At 57.2% G+C, this 20703-nt stretch carries 13 protein-coding genes; 9 read left to right on the top strand and 4 right to left on the bottom strand.

The window, feature by feature from the left end; genetic code table 11:
- Nucleotides 1–9 precede the first annotated feature (9 nt).
- Together LCM4577_RS20160 and LCM4577_RS20155 are read left to right on the top strand one after the other, a co-directional pair.
- Nucleotides 10–1953: an ABC transporter ATP-binding protein gene (locus LCM4577_RS20160; RefSeq protein WP_083354790.1), complete on the top strand. Its 1944-nt coding sequence runs from the start codon at nt 10–12 to the stop codon at nt 1951–1953.
- On the top strand, nt 1953–3911 hold the full coding sequence (locus LCM4577_RS20155; RefSeq protein WP_083354789.1) for an ABC transporter ATP-binding protein: 1959 nt from the start codon (nt 1953–1955) through the stop codon (nt 3909–3911). The genes LCM4577_RS20160 and LCM4577_RS20155 overlap by 1 nt, the downstream gene beginning before the upstream one ends.
- Before the next feature lie 369 nt (nt 3912–4280).
- On the opposite strand, the gene LCM4577_RS20150 is transcribed toward LCM4577_RS20155, so the two are convergent.
- On the bottom strand, nt 4281–5909 hold the full coding sequence (locus tag LCM4577_RS20150) for an MFS transporter (protein ID WP_071073076.1): 1629 nt from the start codon (nt 5907–5909) through the stop codon (nt 4281–4283).
- Between the two features lie 404 nt (nt 5910–6313).
- Here LCM4577_RS20150 and LCM4577_RS20145 point away from each other — a divergent pair, with 404 nt between their 5' ends.
- Together LCM4577_RS20145 and LCM4577_RS20140 are read left to right on the top strand one after the other, a co-directional pair.
- Nucleotides 6314–7000 (top strand): transposase, encoded by a 687-nt coding sequence (locus tag LCM4577_RS20145; protein WP_116390114.1) that lies wholly within the window; start codon nt 6314–6316, stop codon nt 6998–7000.
- A 318-nt stretch (nt 7001–7318) separates the two neighbouring features.
- The gene (locus tag LCM4577_RS20140; protein ID WP_040971426.1) at nt 7319–7621 is read left to right on the top strand and encodes a DUF982 domain-containing protein; all 303 of its coding nucleotides are present in this window, start codon (nt 7319–7321) and stop codon (nt 7619–7621) included.
- Nucleotides 7622–7835: 214 nt separating this feature from the next.
- On the opposite strand, the gene LCM4577_RS20135 is transcribed toward LCM4577_RS20140, so the two are convergent.
- The 3 genes from LCM4577_RS20135 to LCM4577_RS20125 form a co-directional block, all read right to left on the bottom strand.
- The gene (locus LCM4577_RS20135) at nt 7836–8864 is read right to left on the bottom strand and encodes an LLM class flavin-dependent oxidoreductase (RefSeq protein ID WP_071073072.1); all 1029 of its coding nucleotides are present in this window, start codon (nt 8862–8864) and stop codon (nt 7836–7838) included.
- 138 nt (nt 8865–9002) lie between these two features.
- Nucleotides 9003–10097, bottom strand: a complete 1095-nt coding sequence (gene hisC, locus LCM4577_RS20130; RefSeq protein ID WP_040971487.1) for a histidinol-phosphate transaminase — start codon at nt 10095–10097, stop codon at nt 9003–9005.
- A 546-nt stretch (nt 10098–10643) separates the two neighbouring features.
- On the bottom strand, nt 10644–12074 hold the full coding sequence (locus LCM4577_RS20125) for a dicarboxylate/amino acid:cation symporter (protein WP_040971424.1): 1431 nt from the start codon (nt 12072–12074) through the stop codon (nt 10644–10646).
- Nucleotides 12075–12326: 252 nt separating this feature from the next.
- On the opposite strand from LCM4577_RS20125, the gene LCM4577_RS20120 reads away from it, so the two are divergent.
- The 5 genes from LCM4577_RS20120 (at nt 12327) to LCM4577_RS20100 (ending at nt 20476) form a co-directional block, all read left to right on the top strand.
- Complete coding sequence (locus LCM4577_RS20120) at nt 12327–14180, top strand: ATP-binding protein (RefSeq protein ID WP_244508388.1); 1854 nt, start codon at nt 12327–12329, stop codon at nt 14178–14180.
- On the top strand, nt 14177–15550 hold the full coding sequence (locus LCM4577_RS20115) for a sigma-54 dependent transcriptional regulator (RefSeq protein WP_040971423.1): 1374 nt from the start codon (nt 14177–14179) through the stop codon (nt 15548–15550). Before LCM4577_RS20120 ends, LCM4577_RS20115 begins: the two co-directional genes overlap by 4 nt.
- Before the next feature lie 391 nt (nt 15551–15941).
- Entirely contained in the window at nt 15942–16973 is a 1032-nt protein-coding gene (locus tag LCM4577_RS20110) for a LacI family DNA-binding transcriptional regulator (RefSeq protein WP_071073069.1), read from the top strand.
- Between the two features lie 637 nt (nt 16974–17610).
- The gene (locus LCM4577_RS20105) at nt 17611–19548 is read left to right on the top strand and encodes an acyltransferase family protein (RefSeq protein ID WP_040971421.1); all 1938 of its coding nucleotides are present in this window, start codon (nt 17611–17613) and stop codon (nt 19546–19548) included.
- Nucleotides 19549–19726: 178 nt separating this feature from the next.
- Complete coding sequence (locus LCM4577_RS20100; protein WP_040971420.1) at nt 19727–20476, top strand: carbonic anhydrase; 750 nt, start codon at nt 19727–19729, stop codon at nt 20474–20476.
- Nucleotides 20477–20703 lie beyond the last annotated feature (227 nt).

Raw genomic sequence — 20703 nt, 5'->3', positions numbered from 1 at the left:
CAGCTTTGCATGTCCTGGGCATTTGACGTGGGAATCGTGCGCCTCAAGGCCCTCCAAACCGCCCAATATCACTGGAATGCACCCCCGAACAGTAAGGCTATCGGCGGCGTGACGAAGCCCGGGAATTCGCTCGCCAATGGAGAAGCGGCCGGTCCGGTCCAGGGCTTGAGCACGATCGCCCGCATTACCCGGATGAATTTGCGGCACTCCTGGCAGGTCACCGTGGCTATTGGTTCGACACTCGTTGCGGCATCGCTCCAATTGCTCATCCCCGAGCTCCTCGGCCAGGCCATAGACCAGACCCAGACAGCCATCGGCGGGGGTGTCAGCGGAGCGGCAGCGCAAGAGGGGCTGCGGACCTCGGCGCTGCTGCTGCTTGCCATTTGCGTGCTGCGCGGCCTCTTCACGCTGGCTCAAAACTATTTTGCCGAGGCGGTCGGACATCACGTCGCGTATGAACTGCGGGTCGCTTTTTATGAGAAGATCCAGCGGCTCAGCTTTTCTTTTCACGACCAGGCGCATTCAGCCGATCTGATCACGATCGGCATGCTCGATCTGGAAGGCGTGCGTGTGTACTTCTCTGCCGCTCTGGTTCGCGCCGTGCTGCTCGTCATGTTGATCGGGGTCGGCGCCCACATGCTGATCTCCATCAACCTGGTTCTTGGTCTCCTCGCGCTGAGCTTTGTGCCCTTCGTCGGATGGCGCTCATCAATCACACAGATCAAGCTGCGCGCCACCTGGCTTGACCTGCAGGAGAGGCTTTGCGACCTCAGCCGTGTAATGGAAGAAAATCTCACCGGCGTCCGGGTTGTCCGCGCGTTTTCAGCGCAGGCCTACGAGATGCTGAAGTTCGACCGCGCATCGAAGAGTGCGCTTGGCCTCATGCACGAACGGGCCGAGATTTACGTGCGCAATATTTCCGCGATGAATTTCTCGTTCTTTTTCGCCATGGGGTTGGTTCTGTGGATCGGCGGCAACAAAGTCATCGCAGGCGAAATCAGCGTCGGAAAACTTGCCACGTTCCTTACCTTCATGACGGTCCTCCAGATGCCGGTTCGCCAGATAGGCTTGATTGTCGATGGCTTTGCCCGAGCCTCGACATGTGGTTCGCGCCTGTTCGGGTTACTTGACCTGGATATCCCGCTCAAGGACGCAGCAGACGCCAAACCGCTCGAAATCAGCGAGGGCACCTTGCGGTTCGACGATGTTTCATTCGCCTACCCGGACGAAGAGAACCGCCCAATTCTGAAGAATATCAGTTTTGAAGCCCGCAAGAGCGAAACCATTGCAATTGTAGGCCCGCCCGGCGCGGGCAAGTCGACGATTGCTCATCTGATCCCTCGTTTTTACGACGTCGCCAGCGGCGTCATCACGCTTGACGGTCAGGATATCCGCGAGGTCACCCTGGCGACGCTTCGCAGAGCCGTCGCGGTCGTGCAGCAGGATGCATTCATTTTCACCACGACGATCGAAAACAACATCGCCTATGGTGATCCCTGGGCCAACGCGCAGCGGATCGAGCGCGCGAGCGAGTCGGCTCAGCTTCACGATTATATTCTCCGGTTGCCAGCTGGTTACAAAACGGTGGTGCGTGAGCGCGGCATATCCCTGTCGGGCGGCCAGCGTCAGCGCCTGGCGATCGCTCGCACGATGATGCTGCGCCCGTCGGTCATCATATTCGACGACTCGACTGCCGCGATCGATGCCGCCACAGAAAAGCGCATTCGCTCCGCGATGCGGCACTTTGCCAAGGACCGCGTGACCATCATCATCGGCCACCGGCTGAGTTCGGTCATGCACGCCGACACAATCCTGTTTATCGAGAACGGCGAAATTATCGAGCGTGGCACTCATGGGGACCTTCTGGCGAAGGGCGGACGCTACAAGGCCCTCTACGATCTCCAAGCGCGCGCTTCTGATGACATTTTCCCCAACCAAGAGGGGGTGAGCTGATGCTCCAGGGTAGCGAAGTCGAGACGGAGCGCGACGATACCCGCGACGACCGGCGTCCGCCCCATGCGGCCGTCGGTTCCCATCGCATCGAAGAGGAGATGTTCGGGCAGGCGTTTGACAAGAATATTGTCCGACGCATTTGGGCGTTCGTGCGGCCCTACCGCACCAACTTGATAGTCTCGGTTGCCGCGATGTTGATCCTCACCGGCACGCAGCTTCTCGTCCCGCTGATCATCCGCTTTGCTATCGACCACGGCATGCAGCCGGGAAGCGGCGATCGTTCGACCCTGCTCGGAGCCGCCTGCGCCTTCCTTTTCACCATTTCGGTCAATTTCGGCGCCAGCTGCACGCAAGAGATCATGGTCTACAAAATGGCGGAGAAAGTTCTGTTCGATATTCGGCGCGCCACGTTCGGCCATCTGCAAGACGTGGCGCTTTCCTTTATGGACAAGACGGAGGTGGGACGGCTGATGTCGCGTCTGCAGGGCGACGTCAATTCCATGCAGGAATTCCTCGAAACCTCGGTGTTTTGTCTGGGCGACATCATTCTTGTCTTTGGCATCGTCTTCGTCATGCTGTGGCTCGATGTTCGCTTGGGGATCCTTACGTTTTCGCTGGTGCCTGTTCTCCTCATTGTGCGCATCTTCTGGCTGCCGCGCGCCCGCGGCGCCTTCATGGCTGCCAACGAGGCCAATTCGGTTTCCAACGGCGCGCTGGCCGAGGCCATTCATGGCGTAAGGGCAGTGCAGTCCCTGGACCGCCAGCAGGTCAATCTAACGCTCTATGACGACAAAGCCCGCGCCAATCTCAAGACAAACCTGGCCGTCGCCAAATACGGCCAGATCATGGTGCCGATCGTCGATAGCCTGACGGGCGTCGCCATGGCTGTCGTCATCGTTATCGGCGGCTCAATGGTGATGAGCGATCGCATCGATGTGGGTGTGATGGTCGCGTTCCTCTTCTACATCCAGCGCTTCTTCGATCCGATCCGCTCCCTCACCTTGCAATATTCGATCATGCAAAGGGCGATGGCGTCGGGAAAGCGACTGACCGACGTTCTTGACGTCAAGATTGAGGTCCAGGACAAACCGAATGCCACGGTGCTTTCGCCCGAGATGGACGGCTCGATCGAGTTCAAGAACGTTACTTTCGGATATGATCCCAAGCATCCGGTATTGAAGAACGTGTCGTTTCGGGTCAATCCCGGCGAAACCGTCGCCCTGGTGGGGCCGACCGGTTCAGGTAAATCCAGTGCGATGGCCCTGGTCCACCGCTTTTATGATGTTCAGGAGGGCCAGGTGCTGGTCGGCGGGTATGATGTGCGCGATCTCACCCAGAAATCACTTGGCGGTCAGATCGCCATGGTGCTCCAGGAGCCGTTCCTTTTTACCGGCACGGTTTTCGAGAACATCCGCTACCACAGGGCTGAAGCCACGCGGGAAGAGGTTATCGAGGCCGCTATGGCGGTCGGTGCGCACAGCTTCATTGTGCGCCTTCCTGGTGGATACGATGCCGATCTGTGTGAAGGCGGCGGCAATCTCTCGCTGGGCCAGCGCCAGCTTATCAGCTTTGCCCGTGCGCTTGTCGCAAACACCAAGATTCTGGTACTCGACGAAGCAACCGCCAATATCGATAGCTATACGGAAATGCTGATTCAGGAGGCTATGGTCAGGCTCCTCGAAGGCCGCACTGGCCTCGTCATCGCCCATCGCCTTGCCACAGTCCGAGGCGCTGACCGCCTTATTGTTCTTCAGAATGGCAAAGTCGCCGAATCCGGAAAGCACGACCAGTTGATCGAAATGGGGGGTCTCTATTCCAAACTCTACAGGCTCAACCACGCCTCGTTCGACGACACGCCCGATGAGCAACTCGACACCTGCGAAGCAGCGGACTACAGATCTGAGGCGCGAAGTTCTGAGGAGCCAGCGCATTGGTGCAAGCGCTTTGCCGAACGGTGATACCCGACGCATTGCCGGCCTTGCACAAGCAGATCGAGCGCCTGTGCGATGTCGAGATCGCCCACCACACATGACGGGCGTTTGATTTTCACGAAAAAAGGCTCGCGATAGATCCCGTGACTTTTGTCCAAGCCTCGCGGCGTCTCAGAAAAGCGCGCGTCATGGACTTGCTGAAGCCCGACGAGGATCGCTTATCCATTGGTGTAGCATAGATCGCCGAAATTTGACCGGGCGTTAGCTTCATGGACGAAGACGAGAAACGCTGCGCGCTTGGCGCATAGCTGGCCCAAGATCTGCTCCATCGTTTTGAGCAAACGGGGCTTCCGGCGCCGCCTTATCTTGAGCCAAGTTATTGGTTTGCGGTTTCGCTCAAGTCCTGTCGAAATGGGGCCGGAGCGGCATATCGTCATGTACGCTCACGGTTTGCCGTTCGATCTTGTGGTGAATTCTGGGCGGGCAGTCGCCACAGTGCAGGGCTTCAAGGCGCGCAACGATTTCGGCGTCATCTTGGGTCTGCCTGTTGTTGTGGCGAACATATTCGACCCAAGTTGGCACATGATAACATTCGGTCCACAGTTCGGGCTTTTCCAGGTCACGCAGCAGCGCCCATTGCCTGGCGCCATCTCGCAGTCGGGCTTTTCGCCATGATGCCATCACATTGAGAAATTCTGGAACGTCTTTCTGGTGAATACGATAATCGACCATTATCATGATCGGACCGCTTCGTGGTCGAAGGTCAAGCTGCAGTGTTGGTTCGCAGAAGGTGTTGGTCGGATCCAGTTTGAGCGTTTCAAGATCCGGAAGACGCAAAATAACGCCGAGCAGTCCGCCAAATACAAGAACCAGGCTTGCGACGAGCAAGGCTCCCGAGACGCCTTGCAGATCCGCTAACTGGCCCCAGAGCCAACTGCCCGCTGCCATGCCGCCATATGCGGCCGTCTGATAGAGAGAGAGGGCTCGTCCCACCACCCAGCGAGGCGCCGAAAGCTGAACGGTGACGTTAAACAGCGAGAATGACTGGATCCATGCCGCACCGGCTGGCATGACGAGGAGGCAGCTCAGCCAAACGTGCTCGCTCCACGACAGAAGCAAGCAGCTGATCGCCAGTGTAAAGAACGCACCGCGAACAACCCATTCGTTGGAGAGAACTTCGCGGGCTCGTCCGATGAGGAGCGCGCCACAGATCGCTCCCAGACCGAAAAAGCCAAGCATGACTCCGTAGGTGACCGCAGTGCCCTTAACCTGTTCGCGAACAACCAACGGCAGGAGAGCCAGAATGACGACTGCGGTGAGTCCGAAAATGAAACTCCGGCACATCAGTTTGAGAAGGTTTGGCGACATAAGCACATAGCGGAATCCTGCCGCCATCGCGCTTCCGAAAGCCTCCCGCGGCAGCGCTCGTCGCGCCGGCACAGTTTTCCAGCCCAAGAGGGCGGCGATCAGCGCGACATAGCAAAATACATTGAAGAGAAACGCGAAGGCTGCCCCGGCGGTCGCCACGATTATGCCGCCAATCGCCGGTCCGATGCTGCGCATGAGGTTGTAGCTCATGCCGTTGAGCGCAACTGCGCTTGGGAGGTCTTCGCGAGGCAGGATATCTCCCATCGAGGCTTGCCACGACGGATCGTGCAATGCCCAACCACAGCCGATCAGGAAGGTGAGACCCAGAAGTGTCCAGGGTGTGATTTCCCCGGCGTAGGTCAAGAGCGCCAGGGACGCTGATACGCAAACCATCAGCAGTTGCGCCATTAGCATGATCCGGCGACGGTCAAAGTTATCGGCGAGCGCTCCGGCTGCGAGCGAGAAGATCATGTAGGGCAAGGTGGTCGATGCTTGTACAAGCGCCACCATTCCATGGGAGCTGGCAATACTCGTCATCAGCCACGCAGCCGCCACACCTTCAACTAGCGTCCCAAGATTCGAAACAAGGGCCGCCGACCACAGAGAACGGAATGTCTTGTGCTGGAAGGGTACGAGTGGAGATGTTCTCTTCGCCATTATTGGAAAGCTTCGGAATCGGCCGCGAGGCTGGATCTCTTCAGCTCACTCAACCACGGCCTCGCGGCTCAAGCCAAGCTGCCACAGTGAGCGCGCCTGCTAACCCAGGCAGATGATTGTGGGCAGACGCTAAACAATTTCAAGAAGAGTTCCCGAGTTCCCCGACGGCAAGATGCGACATTTGATCCCATACTGCACCGCCCTGCAGCTTCGGACGCTCCCGCGTTTCCGAGCCGAATGCCCTGGCGCGGAGGCCTGCGCTCGGCCCGCTTGCGAACACTGGCGCGACCGGTGTCACTTGCTCGTCGAGGGACTTTTGCGATAAAGCTCGCGCGAACTAGGAAGCGCCAGGAATTCCGACCGGCGACTTCATTCTTCTATTCGTTTCTCATCAGGAAGGAACTATGAGGCGGCAAACGCGACCATTCACCGTGGAAGTCAAACAGAAGCGCCGTTATCAAAAAACCGCCCGTTCCATTTGGGGCGATTTCGACATCGCCGCGGCGATGGGCAAAACTTCAGAGGAATTCCAGAAAATTCAGCCGTCAAATCGTCAGCTTGTTGACTCTACTGTCGTGGCCATTGATGCTGAACCTTTGCACAAACCGCAAATGGAGAATTTCATGGCAAATCGCTTGGAAACCGAAACAGCAGTAACTCCTACCGAAAAGGCAGCCGACGCGGAGACGTCAAAATCGAGGGCGAGAACACCGCAGTCGAGAAAGCCAAAGGCTGAGCCGAACGCACCTGGCCGCAAGAACGGCGCCAAGCCGACATTCGCAAGCACTGAAGCACCGCCATCGGCACTGACGGGCCGCAAGGTTTACTCCGCAAAGGAGCGCGCCCTGAAGCTCGCTCAGATCGGGACGTCGATCGGCGATGGAACCACTATCAAGAGCGCGGTGAAGCAGGCCGGCATCTCGGAACAGACATATTATCTTTGGAAGAAAGCGGCGAAGCCTGCAACGGACAGCGACGAGCTGAAGGATCTCGTCGCGCTCGAGGAAGAAAACAAGCGGCTGAAGAGCCTGCTTGCGGATCGTCTGCGCAAGGAAAATGCGGAACTGAAGAAAAGGCTTGGGCTGGATTAATCCAGCCCTGAGCTTGCGGCTTCCTATATCGGCGCGCTGCCAGGCGATGTCGTGCTGTCTTTCGCTTCGTTGCGGTGAAAGACCGGTTTGGGCGACCGGGTTCGCCGTTCATCGGCGGCCGCCAGAACGATCGAAATTTGTCGACGCGGCCAATTCTGCGGCATAGACCGGTGATCGATCCAGTTCCTCCCGAGGATGAATTGCCGCCTTTTCCTCTTGAAGCATCATCGGGCTGACAACACATTCTGCAATGGTCGGCGGGTTGTCGATGAGGTCCGCCTCGCAAGTGGCCGTTCAGCAGGGTTGGGAGGAAACGAAATGAAGGCGCAGGTCTTCGGCAGTCCTATTTTCGTGAAGCGTGCCGCCTATGTCGTTCAAGAGATTGCGAACCTCGAGGACGCCATCGATTTTCTCGATGAATGGCCCGAAGATCGCAGGGACTTGATCCACGAGACCGCCCTTAAAGCATGTTGTGACGCTTATGATGGGAACAAGCCCTTAAGCGTAGCCCGCGCTGCCTTTTACGGCTTTGCGAAGCGGGCCGCCATATTGGAAGATCCAACCTCGGCGATGCAGTGGATTGCCGCATGCAAGACGAGCAGTGGCAAAAGGTCTGTGTGAACAGCGACGTTGAGCGGGGGGCTGGCAGCGTGGGCAATGTGGTCCCGTAAAGTATCGCGTCCCAGAAACCAGTTCTAATCATCGTCCGGAAACGGCGTCCGACCTAGGCAGGCATAGCGGCCACGCGCTGCAAGGCTATGGTTTGTCAGCGGACTAGTTGCTGGTAGACGCCGCGGGCGACTCCTTCGAGCCGCCCCGCGCCACGGGTTCATGGTCAGCCAAATCGGGTCATGATTTCAGAATGGATCGTCACTGCAGTGTACAGAGACGCTTCCAATGGCAGATCCCCAAACGCGAGCTGGCAAAGAAGATAGTTGGCCCCAGCAACTTCCAACTGACCAAGAAGAGCGTCCCGCACAAAAGCTGCCGTTCCCGCTATGCACAGTTCACTTTCAATCGCTGCTTCGAAGGTCAGCGGCAGGTTTGGTGGAGTCGGAATGCCATTGAGGTCGTAAAGAAACTTGACGCTCTTGAGCCATGTTTCATAAGCAGGTGCCGCGATCGAATAGGCATGTGTGTCAGAACGCCCAATCACGATCATGCGCACCAATCCTAGCAATGGCGACGGATTACCTTTGTCAGTGGTTTCCTCCCGCTTGGCGCGGAAGGCGTCGGTAACTTTGCGGACGGAGGAGCTATGTCCCACGCACGCGAGGTTTGCGCCGTTCGCGGCGGCCCAACCTGCCGACTCGGGTCGATTGGTGGCGACCCATGTCGGAGGACGCGGGCGCTGACGGGGTCTCAGCGTCAAGGGAACGCTATTCAGCTCAAAGTGACGGCCTCGATAGGATAACTTCCCGCCTTTCATGGCGGCGATTACGATTTCGCTGGCTTCCAAATAACGGCCCGGCACTGCGTCCGCGCCAATCCCAAAATAACCTAATTCGGCCGCGAGTGAGCCTCGCCCTACGCCGAGCTCCACCCTGCCACCACTCAATTGGTCGAGCATACAGATCTCTTCGAACGCCCGAAGCGGATGGTAAAGGGTAAGGAGCATCACCAGCGGACCCATACGCAGTTGGCGGGTGCGCTGTGCGACGCTCGATAAGAAGAGATTTGGCGACGCACCTCTCCCATGGGGGGTGCAGTGGTGCTCTGCAAGATGATATGCATAAAAGCCGAGGTGATCGCAGGCCTCCGCCAGCTTGAGGCGATCGGCGTATTGTAGGACGATGTCGCGACCGTCCTCATCCAAGTGATCGAAGATTCCGAAGGTCGGCTTCCAAGGCAAGACGTTGTTCACTCTATTGTCTCCGGCGTTTTGACGCAGAATGTCCTTGCTTCGGACCGGGCTCGAAGCGATCAGAGCAACGACATATTTCTGCGAAGCAACCGCTTTCCGCGGGATATAAAAATGTTTTTACAGGCGACTGAATTCTAGTTACTGCTTCGGTCTTCCCAGAATTTCGGAAGCCTCAGACAACAGTATGTCCATTTGTTCTCTTGTGCCTATGCTTACTCTTATATGTTTTTTCAAAAATGACTCTGGAAACGCGGCGACTAGTACTTTCCGCCGCTTCAACGCTTTTTGCCACCACCTACCGTCTTGTCCTGCCGGCACGCGGGCCAGCAAGAAATTTGCATGCGAAGGCGTTACGGAAAATCCCAGTTGCGAGAGCGCGACGGATACGCGCTCCCGTTCCTGCTTGATGTGTCTGTGGTTCTCTTCATAGGCGTCGCGATGCGCAAGGATGCTGACGCCAACCGCATGGCCGATCACGTTCATGTTGAAAACATTTTGGATGTTGCGCAACCGTCCAATGATTTCGGGATGACCAAATCCAAAGCCGATACGGATACCGGCGGCGGCGTAGCTTTTTGAAAATGTCCGCAGGAGCAGAATATTGGGATAATGATCGATAAGGCGCAGGCCATTATCCGGAGCGAAGTCGACATAGGCCTCATCCAGAACAATCAGGCGATCCGACTGCGCCGCGAGGCGTTCGATATCGGCCACCGAAACGAATGTTCCAGTTGGATTGTTCGGGTTAGCTAGAAGAATGAACTTGGCGCCTTCTGCGGGACCAGAGAGCAATTCTTCTACCGGCAGGACATCAGATTGACCGCATCCGAATTCAAGAATTTGAGCCCCCTGCAACATGGCGAGTTTGCGGTTGAACGAAAAGCCTGGCGATAGCATCGCCACGCTGTCGCCAGGGGCGAGGAAGGCTCTGTAGATGAGTCCCAGCAGTTCGGATGATCCGTTTCCGGCAATCACTTGATCCTTGGTGAGGTCGTAGGCATCAGCCGCCGCTTCTCTCAAGCCGATGTTGTCGTGTTCTGGATATAGATACTGCTGCTCGAGGGCGGCAATTGCACTTTGCATTACGACTTCCGGCATCGGAAATGGATTCTCGGTCGTATGCAACCGGACGCAGCTATCGTCCAATGAACGGCGATCGGAGGGCAAAGGCTTTAGTTCCCCTGGCACCTGCGAAAACGACGAAAGCACGCTTTTTAGTTTTGTTCCCGACATATCCTCTCCAGTTGACATGAGGGCTTAATCATCCGCCCTCAACTTTCTAGTGTTTTGCTCCCGCCAATTTCGCTACCTCCAATTTATAAGTTGAAATGTCACATTTTATCTGAGGTAATTCAAAACCAGATTACCTCGTATAAGCAAAATTCTTTTTAGCAAAATTGTGCTATCGACTTCATCTTGATCCGCGCGATTGTTTTAAAGGTGCACGATGATACCGTCTGTTTCTAAGGCCATGCTTCGCTTACGCATGCCTCGCCATTTGTTCATCGACAAATTGGAGGCTGGTTGCGAACCGGCGTTTAACTGCGCCAGATTGCTTTTCGACGACGGCTAATGCGGCGCCACAGTATTTCTACCGCTCGCGCCAATAGCCGGCCAGGACCTCCCGATCATCGTACTGGATCTCCGGGGTCGACTCGTTTGAATCTCTATGATCGACACGGTGCCGGTGAAGGGTGTTCCACGCAAAAAACTCGGCGCACATTGATGAACGTTGTTTGCTCAAGCGCGATTGGTCTGCCGTCAGCGCGTTTGTTTTCATCAATCCGTGAGTCCTCGCTTGGTGTCTGCGGCTCGCCCGTGCTGTGGTGGTGAGCGATCCGGCGACGAGACGAGTCGCAACGAGGCGGCCTCACTTGGCGGCTGCGGGACGGGTGGCTGGCCGGCCAATGTCTCGGCAAGATGATGCCCTGCAAACGCGGCTTCCAACTGCGCCTGATCCAATTCGCCTTCCCAACGGGCGACTACGAGCGTTGCCACGGCATTGCCGATGATGTTCGTAAGGGCCCGGCACTCGGACATGAAGCGGTCGATGCCGAGGATCAATGCCATGCCAGCCACCGGAACGGACGACACCGCAGAAAGAGTAGCGGCCAGTGTGACGAATCCGGCGCCGGTAACCCCCGCCGCCCCCTTAGAGGAAAGCATAGCAACGAGCAGCAATAGGATCTGATCGCCGATCGAGAGATCCGTATTCGTCGCCTGGGCGATAAAGAGGGCCGCGAGCGTCATATAGATGTTGGTGCCGTCCAGATTGAAGGAATATCCCGTCGGAATGACCAGACCCACGACTGAACGCTTGGCGCCAGCCTTCTCCATCTTCTCCATGAGAGTGGGCAGCGCGGCCTCCGAGGAGGACGTTCCAAGAACCAATAGGAGCTCTTCCTTGATGTACCGGATGAGAGAAACGATCGAGAAGCCATTGAAACGGCAGACTGCGCCGAGAACGACAAACACAAAGAGAAAGGCCGTGAGGTAGAACGTCCCGACAAGCATCGCGAGATTGACGACGGAGCCGATGCCGTACTTGCCGATTGTGAATGCCATGGCGCCGAACGCGCCGATCGGGGCAGCCTTCATCAGGATCCCAACGAGTGCAAAGATCGGCACGGTGAGAGCCTGGAGCAAGGAAGTGATCGGCTTGCCCATCTCTCCAACCATCGCGAGCGCAATGCCAAACAGGACCGAGAAGAAAAGGACCTGAAGGATGTCGCCATCTGCAAAGGCCGCCACAATCGTGGTCGGAATGATGTTCATCAGAAAGCCCGTCACGGACTGCTCGTGGGCCTTTGCGGCATAGGGATTGACGGCTTGGATATCGAGCGAGGCCGGATCAATGTTGAGGCCGGCGCCTGGTTGAACGACATTGGACACGATGAGGCCGACGATCAGTGCCAGCGTCGAGAAGGTGAGGAAATAGACCATCGCCTTGCTGGCTACCCGGCCGACCTTTTGAAGGCTGTGCATCTCCGCGATGCCGGTCGCGACGGTCAGAAAGATCACCGGTGCGATGATCATCTTGACGAGCTTGATGAAGGCGTCACCAAGCGGCTTCATGTTTTCGCCGATTTCGGGGTTGAAATGGCCGAGCACGACGCCCAGGCCGATGGCGGCAATCACCTGTACATAAAGCCGTGCATAGAAAGGCTTGCGAGGCGCGACATTTGCGTTGGGGCCTTTTGGGGTCAACATAAATCTCTCTCCCAGACCGGATCTCGGCACTGCCTCTCCTCCCCGGGTTATTCCCGGCCGCTGCGCTCCGGTCGAACGCTGCTGCGCTGTTCGTCGCAAGACATATGCCAAACGGATAGGCCGAGCGGATCGCGCAATTTCGGATGTTTTCAGGGAGGTTGAGCCCCATCCACATGTGTGAATTTCCGCACTGGGCGGTTCCATTTGGCGAAATCCAGCACTAAGGTGGCGAACGCGGTAGTAAACGACGGCATCAGCGAGGGTGGCTTGCATAAGGCCCCGTTCAACTTCCCTGGCAGACTGGGCACCGGCAGATTTCTCTGGCTTGCGGTTTTGTTTGCACTTCTTGGTGCCGGGCTCGGCTTTTTTGTTCTTGCAGCCGGCCGTATTGCCGGCACCAAAGCTGCGTCAGACCTACGCGATCGTGCTCTTGCCGCGCGCCCACTTGCAGCCGACACTTTGAAAGGAGATGTCGAGAAGCAGCGATTGATTCCGCGCGTCTTGGCTCGTGACGGTGCGGTCCAGGAGATACTTCGCAGTCCGGGCACTGGTGGGGAAGCTGCCCTGGATGAAAAGCTTCGAGCCATCGCGCACGAGGCCGCCTCTTCGGTCATCTACGTCATCAACAGTGAGGGGACGGCGGTTGCTGCGAGCAATGCCGGCGAGCCCACCAGTTTTGTCGGCCGCGATTACCGTTTCCGTCATTACTTCGTTGAAGCCATGGCGACCGGCATGGCCACGCAATACGCACTTGGTACCGTTAGCAAGCGCCCAGGCCTCTTCTTGTCGAGCCGGATCGATGGACCGGAGGGGCCACTCGGCGTCGTCGTCGTGAAGGTCGAGCTCGACCGTGTGGAGTCGAGCTGGCGCAAGAGCGGGTTCGTGGTCTTCACGAGCGACGAGCGGGGCGTCGTCCTTTCAACGAGCGTGCCTCAATGGCGTTTTGGCGCTCTCTCCCCGCTTTCCAAAAAAGAGGCAAAAATCGCGCGCGATCATCTGCAGCTGCCTGGCGCGGCGTTCGAGCCAGTTCCGCTTTCGCACCGCGGCGGCAACCTGGTCACCGCAAGTACCGTCGACAAGGAAGCCGGCTTTGTCACGGTTTCGCAGGATCTCGGCAAAGTGGTCCCAGGTTGGCGGCTGTCACTGCTCATTCCTGCCGATGCAGAGATTTCCGCAGCGATGATGACAGCCCGCGCGACAGCACTGCTTGCCCTCGTGCTCGTGGCATTTGCGGTTGCCGTTATTGTTCGACGGCGCCGGGCGATCCGACAACGACAGCAGGCGCTTGCGCACATGAACGCGGAACTGGAACATCGCGTCAACTTGCGTACGGCAGAGCTCCGCCGCTCGAACGAAGCGCTCGCAGCTCAGATCGCCGAGCGCGAGAATGCCGAGGCAAGGGTGCGCCGGTTATGTGAAGAACTCTCTCAGGCAAATCGCCTGTCAATTCTTGGACAGATCGCAGCCGGAGTTGCTCACGAGATTAACCAGCCGGTCACAGCAATTCGCACTTATGCCGAAAATGCATCGCGTCTTCTGCGGGGCGACAGGCCGCAAGAAACCGCCAGGAATTTGAAATCGATCATCGCTATAACGGGACGTATCGGGGCGATCACCGAAACGCTGCGATCGTTCTCTCGCCGCGCAACCGGTTCCGTGGGGCCAATATCTGCGGAGGACGCGATCGACGGGGCGCTTTCGTTGCTTTCGGGCCGAATCCGCGAATCTGGAGTGACTATCGAACGGCAACGGACAGATCCGTCTCCGACGGTGGTGGCAAGTTGCGTTCGGCTGGAGCAAATCCTGGTCAATCTCTTGCAGAATTCGCTCGATGCCCTGAAGGGCCTGCCGGAGCCGCGGATCGAGATAGCACTTGCTCAGAACAAGGAAACAGTCACCATTTCGGTTCGAGACAACGGTGCCGGCCTCGCCCCTGAAATTCGCAAGAGCCTCTTCATGCCGTTTACCACAAGCAAGGAAAAGGGGCTCGGCCTGGGCCTGCTTATTTCAGAGGAAATCGCCCGCGAGCTCGGCGGCTCGTTGCGACTCGATGCCAGCGACGAGAGGGGGACTTCCTTCACCATCGAATTGAGGCGTGCCGAATGAGTGGCGAAAAAGGGCCTGTCATCTTCGTTGACGATGACGATGATCTGCTGCCCGCTGCAGGGCAGATGCTGGAACTTGCCGGCTTTAGCCCCATCGTCGTCAATTCCGCCGAGGCCGCACTCGCCAGAATCGACGAGAACTTCAATGGTCCCGTCGTCAGCGACATCCGCATGCCCAGAATGAACGGGCTTCAGCTCTTTGACCGGGTGAAAGCAATCGATCCGGACATCCCTTTTGTCCTCATCACTGGGCACGGCGACGTCGAACTCGCCGTTGCCGCCATCAAGGACGGCGCTTACGATTTCATCTCCAAGCCATATGACACCGAACGGCTTTTGGTGACGCTGAATCGCGCTTCCGAAAACCGGCACCTGGTCCTGGAAAACAGGCGCCTCAGGGATGCGGTCGTCCGATCCGCGGGCGATATGCCTCTCCTAGGGAACGCGCCGAGTATGACATGGCTGCGAGAAACGATTCGACAGATCGCCGATACGGATGTTGACGTCCTTGTGGAGGGTGAAACCGGCACGGGTAAGGAGGTGGTCGCGGATTTGCTTCACCGCTGGAGCAGACGAAGCACCAAGCCATTCGTGGCTTTGAACTGCGGGGCGCTGCCCGAAAGTGTCATCGAAAGCGAACTTTTCGGCCACGAAGCAGGCGCTTTTACCGGTGCGCACAGGCGCAGGATCGGTCGCCTCGAATACGCGAATGGCGGCACGCTATTCCTCGACGAAATTGAGTCGATGCCGCCTGCACTCCAGATAAAACTGCTAAGGGTACTCGAAACCCGCCAGGTCACGCCACTCGGAACCAACGAAACCCGCAGCATCAATGTTCGTGTCGTAGCTGCGACAAAGGTTGATCTGAGCGATCCGGCCGCCCGCGGTGACTTCAGGGAAGATCTATATTTCCGTCTGAACGTCGTGACGGTCAATATTCCGCCTCTTCGCGAGCGGCGTGAGGACATCCCGATCCTCTTTGCGCATTTCCTGGAACGAGCGTGCAAACGCTTCGGCAAGCCAGAGTGGGAGATAACCGCGGCCGCGCGTAATCATCTGATGGGCCATGATTGGCCCGGCAATGTCCGCGAACTCGCGCATTTCGCGGATCGGGTTGCATTGGGACTTGAAGGGGCGCGGAATTCGCTCACTGGAAAAAGAGGCGATGAATTAAGTCTCTCTCTTTCCGAAAAGGTTAGTCTTTATGAGGCGGCCGTTATCCGCAACGCATTGCGGGAATGCGATGGCGACGTGAGGAGGACGACCGAGTTTCTGCAGGTGCCCCGCAAAACCTTCTACGACAAGCTGAAACGCTATGGAATAATTCCGGGCGTGTATCGAAGCAGCCGCGATTGTTCGAAATCTTCTTGAACTCGCCCGTCGCCGAAAGGCTGCTATGGTATGTGGGCGCCGGGAAAGTTAAGCTGCTTGCGCCCAACAAAACACTTGCCGGTGCGGATACGTCAGGGGCGCGCTTTGACGGATCGTCTCGTGAGAGGGGGGCGCCTGATGATCGGGCAGTTTGGGGGGCAATCCCTTTTGGCTCCGAGACCTGAAAGACCTCGTGCTGCATATCTGTTCTTTCGGTCGATGGGTGATCAGCAGTTGCGTCCAACTGCCAACGAGCATGCACCGTAATCGCCGAATCCGGCCAAGAAGGAGTCTACTGCGACATCGCCGGCATCAACGCAGACTGACACATTCTGTCAAATTCCGTGACCCGTCCTCTATGTTCCCCATGACTTCCTGTTAGACTCGAATCATGACCAAGCGCCCCACAATTGCAGATCTCGCCCGCGAAGCCGGGGTTAGCGTAGCGACCGTCGATCGGGTTTTGAACGGCCGTCGACTGGTGAGGGAACAGACCGCACGACGGGTCTGCGAGGCGGCCCGCGCCATCGGCTACAACGCAGCTGGTCTGATGCAGCAGCGCGCGCAGCGGATTTTGCCGGAGTACCGATTAGGCTTTATTCTCAGAATGCCGGCCGAGCATTTCTATCAGGATTTCGCGCGAGAGATCAAAGCTGCTGTCAGCGCGGCACAGTCCTTCCGGGGCGTTCCAGTCGTCGAATTCGCGCCGTCGCATAGGCCTGGCGACCTGGTCGAGCTGCTCGAGGACATGGGTGAACGCTGCCACGCGATCGCGATGATGGCACCGGATCATCCAACCGTCACGGCAGCTGTCGAAGAACTCAAATCGAACGGAACCCCGGTTTTTTCGCTGCTTTCCGATTTTGCCGCCGGCGTGCGCGAGGGCTATCTGGGCCTCAACAACCGCAAGGTTGGACGGACGGCCGCCTGGATGTTTTCCAAGGTTGCAAAAAGGCCGGGCAAGGTGGCGGTCTTGGTCGTCAGCCATCGTTTTCAGGGTCCCGAATTGCGAGAAACCGGCTTTCGGTCATACTTTCGTGAGAAAGCACCGAWGTTCGAGGTGCTGGACACGCGCGTGAACGTCGATACGCGGCAAACCACGTACGAGGCCACTCGCGATATCATACAACGCGAATCCGAACTTGTCGGCTTGTATGTCGCCGGCGGCGGCACGGAGGGCGCCATCGCTGCACTCCGGGAAGAGGGCGATGGTCGGGATCTCCTGGCAATCGTCAACGAGATCACGCCAGAGTCGCGAGCAGCGCTCGCGGACGACATCATTACGATGGCGGTTGCCACGCCCCTGCGCCTGCTTTGCCAGGAGTTGGTGACGCTGATGGCCAGGGCAATCGAGACAGGCACTGCAGAGACGCCATGGCAGACGTTCTTGCCGTTTGAGATTTATCTGCCGGAAAACATTTGAGGCGAGATTCGCTTTCTTTGAGCGGTTCGCTCACGACAGAGCATAACAAATTCCACCATGTCTCATCACCGGAAAAGGTTCATCAGACTCTGCTCCCGTGTTCTTCTCGTACCCGTCTCGACGATGGCCCCTGCGAGATGAAACTGGAGAGCAACTGCGCTACCACACGCCATCATCAGGCTGATGTGAGGAGCTGACCCACAAAGCCCACGACCATAATGATTGTCTGGAAATCAGAAAGACGATCCCCAATCCGCGGTTCGGCGGGTGGGTGGTCGACTGCATACAACAATAGATGATTGAATGTGCAACAGCCAAGGCAATCACTTCTGCCATGGTGAGAGAAAAAGTTGCCCTTCAATCGTGATGCAGCTACCCCTCGATCCACGGTGTGGATGATTTCCATCGAAACAATTGATTTTTCGAATTTTCTGAATTGGGGCAAATCTCGATCTGACTGGTTTCAAAGCACGTCGAGCACACGTATGCAAATGGCGCTCGTTGGCATGGAAGTGACGTCCAGACTTGGGAATTCGGTGACGCGAGGGAATCAACCGATAGGATGAAATCACGGTTGTCTTCGTCACTGCCGTGGCACTCTCATTTTAGCAAAAGTCACCTCTATATCAGGTAGTCCATGCCGCGATATTTGCGAACCGATATTCAGGCCTTGCGAGGCTTGGCCGTTCTTCTGGTTGTTCTTTATCACGCCCGTCTTGGGCCGGGTGCCGCAGGTTATCTTGGCGTTGACGTTTTTTTCGTCATTTCGGGGTTCCTGATCACCGGCCTCGTCAGGACGCATGTTGAGCAATCACGGTTCAGTTTTTGGGATTTCTACTACCGGCGTGCCAAACGCCTGTTGCCGGCGGCCTATTTCGTCATCGCGCTCACGACGATCGCTGCGCCTTTCTTCCTGTCGGAGGTGGAGCTGAAAGGGTTCCAAAACCAGGTTCTCGGGGCCCTCACATTCACTGCCAATATCGTTCTCTGGTTTCAATCCGACTACTTCGGTGGCGCCGCCGAAACGAAGCCCCTCCTGCATTTCTGGTCACTCGCTATCGAGGAGCAGTTTTATTTGCTCCTCCCTGCCTTCTTGGCCTTGGCTCCGAGAAGATGGTGGCTGACCGGTGTAGGCGTGCTCCTCGTTGCCAGCTTCTCGCTATGTCTTTATTTAGCCTCCCGCGATCCATCCGCCGCATTTTTTCTTTTGCCGGCCCGATTTTGGGAAATGGCCCTGGGTTCATTCGGTGCCTTGCTTCCCATCAGCCCCAACGTGGCTGCCAAGCTTTCGAAGCTGCGCCTACCGGCGCTCACATTGCTTCTCTTTATTGCCGTTGTCCCCATTGGTTCCCCTCATCCGGCCGCGGGTGCGGCTGTGGTTTGTCTCGCAACGCTGGTTCTCCTGCTTGCACCCAGTAAAGATAATGTGGCGGTTCGAGGCATGGCGAGGATAGGAGACGTCTCGTACTCGCTCTATCTGATCCATTGGCCGGTGCTCGGCTTTGTCCGGGCCGCTTGGCTCGCAGATACACCTGCCCTTGCGATCTATGCGGCAGTTGCTTTCTCATTTGTCGCGAGCTGGGTTCTTCACCGTTTCGTGGAGGAGCCGTTCCGGCGCGGCTATGCGACGTCCCGTTTACGGCTGTCTTCGGGTCTCCTCGCTGTATCGGTTCTGCTCGGCTTGTCGCCCTCGCTCGCCATTGCGGCGACCCAAAGCAACATTGACTTTGCCTATATCCGACGGATCAACGAGGGTTTGGGACCGGCGTGCGATTTCAGGCCCGGATCGCCTCCTCAGGAAATCCCTCGCAACTGCGAAACGACCGACAAGCCCGAGTTGCTGGTCTGGGGTGATTCATTTGCCATGGCGGTGGTTCCGGGCTTGGCCAAGACAATCGGAGAAACGGGACTGGCTCAGCTCACGATGAGCGCGTGCCTGCCTGCTGTCGGAATAGCCGGTTTCTCAAAGCCGTCGACAGCGTCCCCCTATTCCCGCGCCTTCGGCGAGAGCTGTATTCGCTTCAATGACAGCGTTTTGCGTATCTTGAAAGCTCGGCCCGAAATAAAGACCGTTGTCATTTCAAGCCCGTTTGGCGTCGCGGCGCCGGATCAATTCATGCTGCTTAAGAGGACCAAAGGTACTTTCACCGAGGTCAATCTTTCCATTGAAGAGGCCGTTGATGGCATCAAGGCTCTCGTCGAAGCCGTTCGCGCCCTGGGCAAGCGAGTGGTCGTTCTTGCTCCTCCACCGGTTGGGAACATCGACATCGGTGATTGTCTTGAGAGGAAGGCACGTGGAATTGTTATTGTCGGGCGTTACAGCGACTGTAAAATATACGTCGCACAATACCGCAGAAGTCAGTCCAGCACTCTTGAGCTCTTGAATCAAGTGGCCTTGAAGGCTGGCGTAGAGGTCATTTCTTATCACGACTTTCTGTGCGACGGCACAGCATGCAAGACGGAGATCGATGGCAAATTTCTTTACCGGGACAGCGGTCACCTTTCCTATGATGGATCAGAGATAATCGCTCGCCGGACAAGACTTGCCGAGAGGCTGGTTGCGGCTGCGCGTTAGAGCTGATGAGATGGTTTGATGCAGCCAGATTCGTCTCATGGTTCGAAAGCTGGAGGGTGAAGCTTGGTTAGCTTGGGCCCAATTTCGGGACCCGATCAACTCGCTGGATCGTGCGTCCTCGCAATGGCCTTTTTTTCAATTGGAAGAGCATCAATTCGCGTTAGGAAGGGAAAGCAATATGGACCGTCGTCACCTGATCAAAGGGTTCGCTGCACAGGGCGTTTGCCTCATCTGCGCTGCGGCCGCGCGGGCGGATGGGGCCCATTGGGGATACACTGGTCAGGTGGGGCCCGAGCACTGGGCCGATCTGGACAGGAAGAATTTCGTCTGTTCGGCGGGTACGCAGCAGTCACCTATTGATATTACCGACGCCGTCAAGGCCGACATGCCGCGTATCTCAGTAGATTGGCACAAGGGCCCCTGCAAGTTGGTGAATAACGGGCATACCATTCAAATCAATACGCCGGGAGGCAGCACGCTCACCCGCGGGGATCGTACTTTCGAATTGATCCAATTCCATTTTCATACGCCAAGCGAGCATCGCATAGCTGGCAAGAGTTTCCCGATGGAAGCGCATTTCGTTCACAAGGACACAAAGAGCGACAGCTTTGGCGTCCTGGGAGTCTTTCTGAGACCAGGCGCGACAAATGCCAGCTTTGCAAGCCTGGCAGCAGTTTTTCCTGCGCGGCCAGGCGCGTCAATGGCCGCCGATATCGATCCCAGCGGGCTTCTCCCGGCCTCGCTCAGCTACTGGACCTATGAGGGATCATTGACGACGCCGCCCTGCACCGAGAGCGTTGAATGGATGTTGGCAAAAGAACCGGTAGAGGTCGACGCTGCGGATATTGCTCGATTTGTCTCGCTCTATCCCCACAACGCACGGCCTATCCGTTCACCTAATCGGCGCTTCATCCTAGACATCAATTGAGGCCTTGGAATGCGGCAATAAGGAACGTTGACCGGCAGAGGAGGCGGCCGCAGAACGCGAAAGGGGACCGCCTTTGTTGCCCATCCGACGAAGATGAAAGTGACCGGACCATCGCGGCCGATATAATCGCAATGCAGGCCGGCTTGCTAACGCGCCAGCGATGTGTAATCGGCACCGAGCACATTTCGTCCAGAAAAATTTTCGGACCGCAGACTTCCGGCTCCGGG

It is taken from the genome of Mesorhizobium sp. LCM 4577, from assembly GCF_001854795.2.
GTDB lineage: Bacteria > Pseudomonadota > Alphaproteobacteria > Rhizobiales > Rhizobiaceae > Mesorhizobium > Mesorhizobium plurifarium.
Note: the sequence above shows the minus strand (reverse complement) of the source record. Positions and strands in the feature narration are given on the sequence as shown.

Bases quoted from the DNA above. Each gene is read 5' to 3' on its own strand.
- LCM4577_RS20160 (WP_083354790.1), top strand. From the start codon at position 10: ATGTCCTGGGCATTTGACGTGGGAATCGTGCGCCTCAAGGCCCTCCAA.
- LCM4577_RS20155 (WP_083354789.1), top strand. From the start codon at position 1,953: ATGCTCCAGGGTAGCGAAGTCGAGACGGAGCGCGACGATACCCGCGAC.
- LCM4577_RS20150 (WP_071073076.1), bottom strand. From the start codon at position 5,909: ATGGCGAAGAGAACATCTCCACTCGTACCCTTCCAGCACAAGACATTC.
- LCM4577_RS20145 (WP_116390114.1), top strand. From the start codon at position 6,314: ATGAGGCGGCAAACGCGACCATTCACCGTGGAAGTCAAACAGAAGCGC.
- LCM4577_RS20140 (WP_040971426.1), top strand. From the start codon at position 7,319: ATGAAGGCGCAGGTCTTCGGCAGTCCTATTTTCGTGAAGCGTGCCGCC.
- hisC (WP_040971487.1), bottom strand. From the start codon at position 10,097: ATGTCGGGAACAAAACTAAAAAGCGTGCTTTCGTCGTTTTCGCAGGTG.
- LCM4577_RS20125 (WP_040971424.1), bottom strand. From the start codon at position 12,074: ATGTTGACCCCAAAAGGCCCCAACGCAAATGTCGCGCCTCGCAAGCCT.
- LCM4577_RS20115 (WP_040971423.1), top strand. From the start codon at position 14,177: ATGAGTGGCGAAAAAGGGCCTGTCATCTTCGTTGACGATGACGATGAT.
- LCM4577_RS20105 (WP_040971421.1), top strand. From the start codon at position 17,611: ATGCCGCGATATTTGCGAACCGATATTCAGGCCTTGCGAGGCTTGGCC.
- LCM4577_RS20100 (WP_040971420.1), top strand. From the start codon at position 19,727: ATGGACCGTCGTCACCTGATCAAAGGGTTCGCTGCACAGGGCGTTTGC.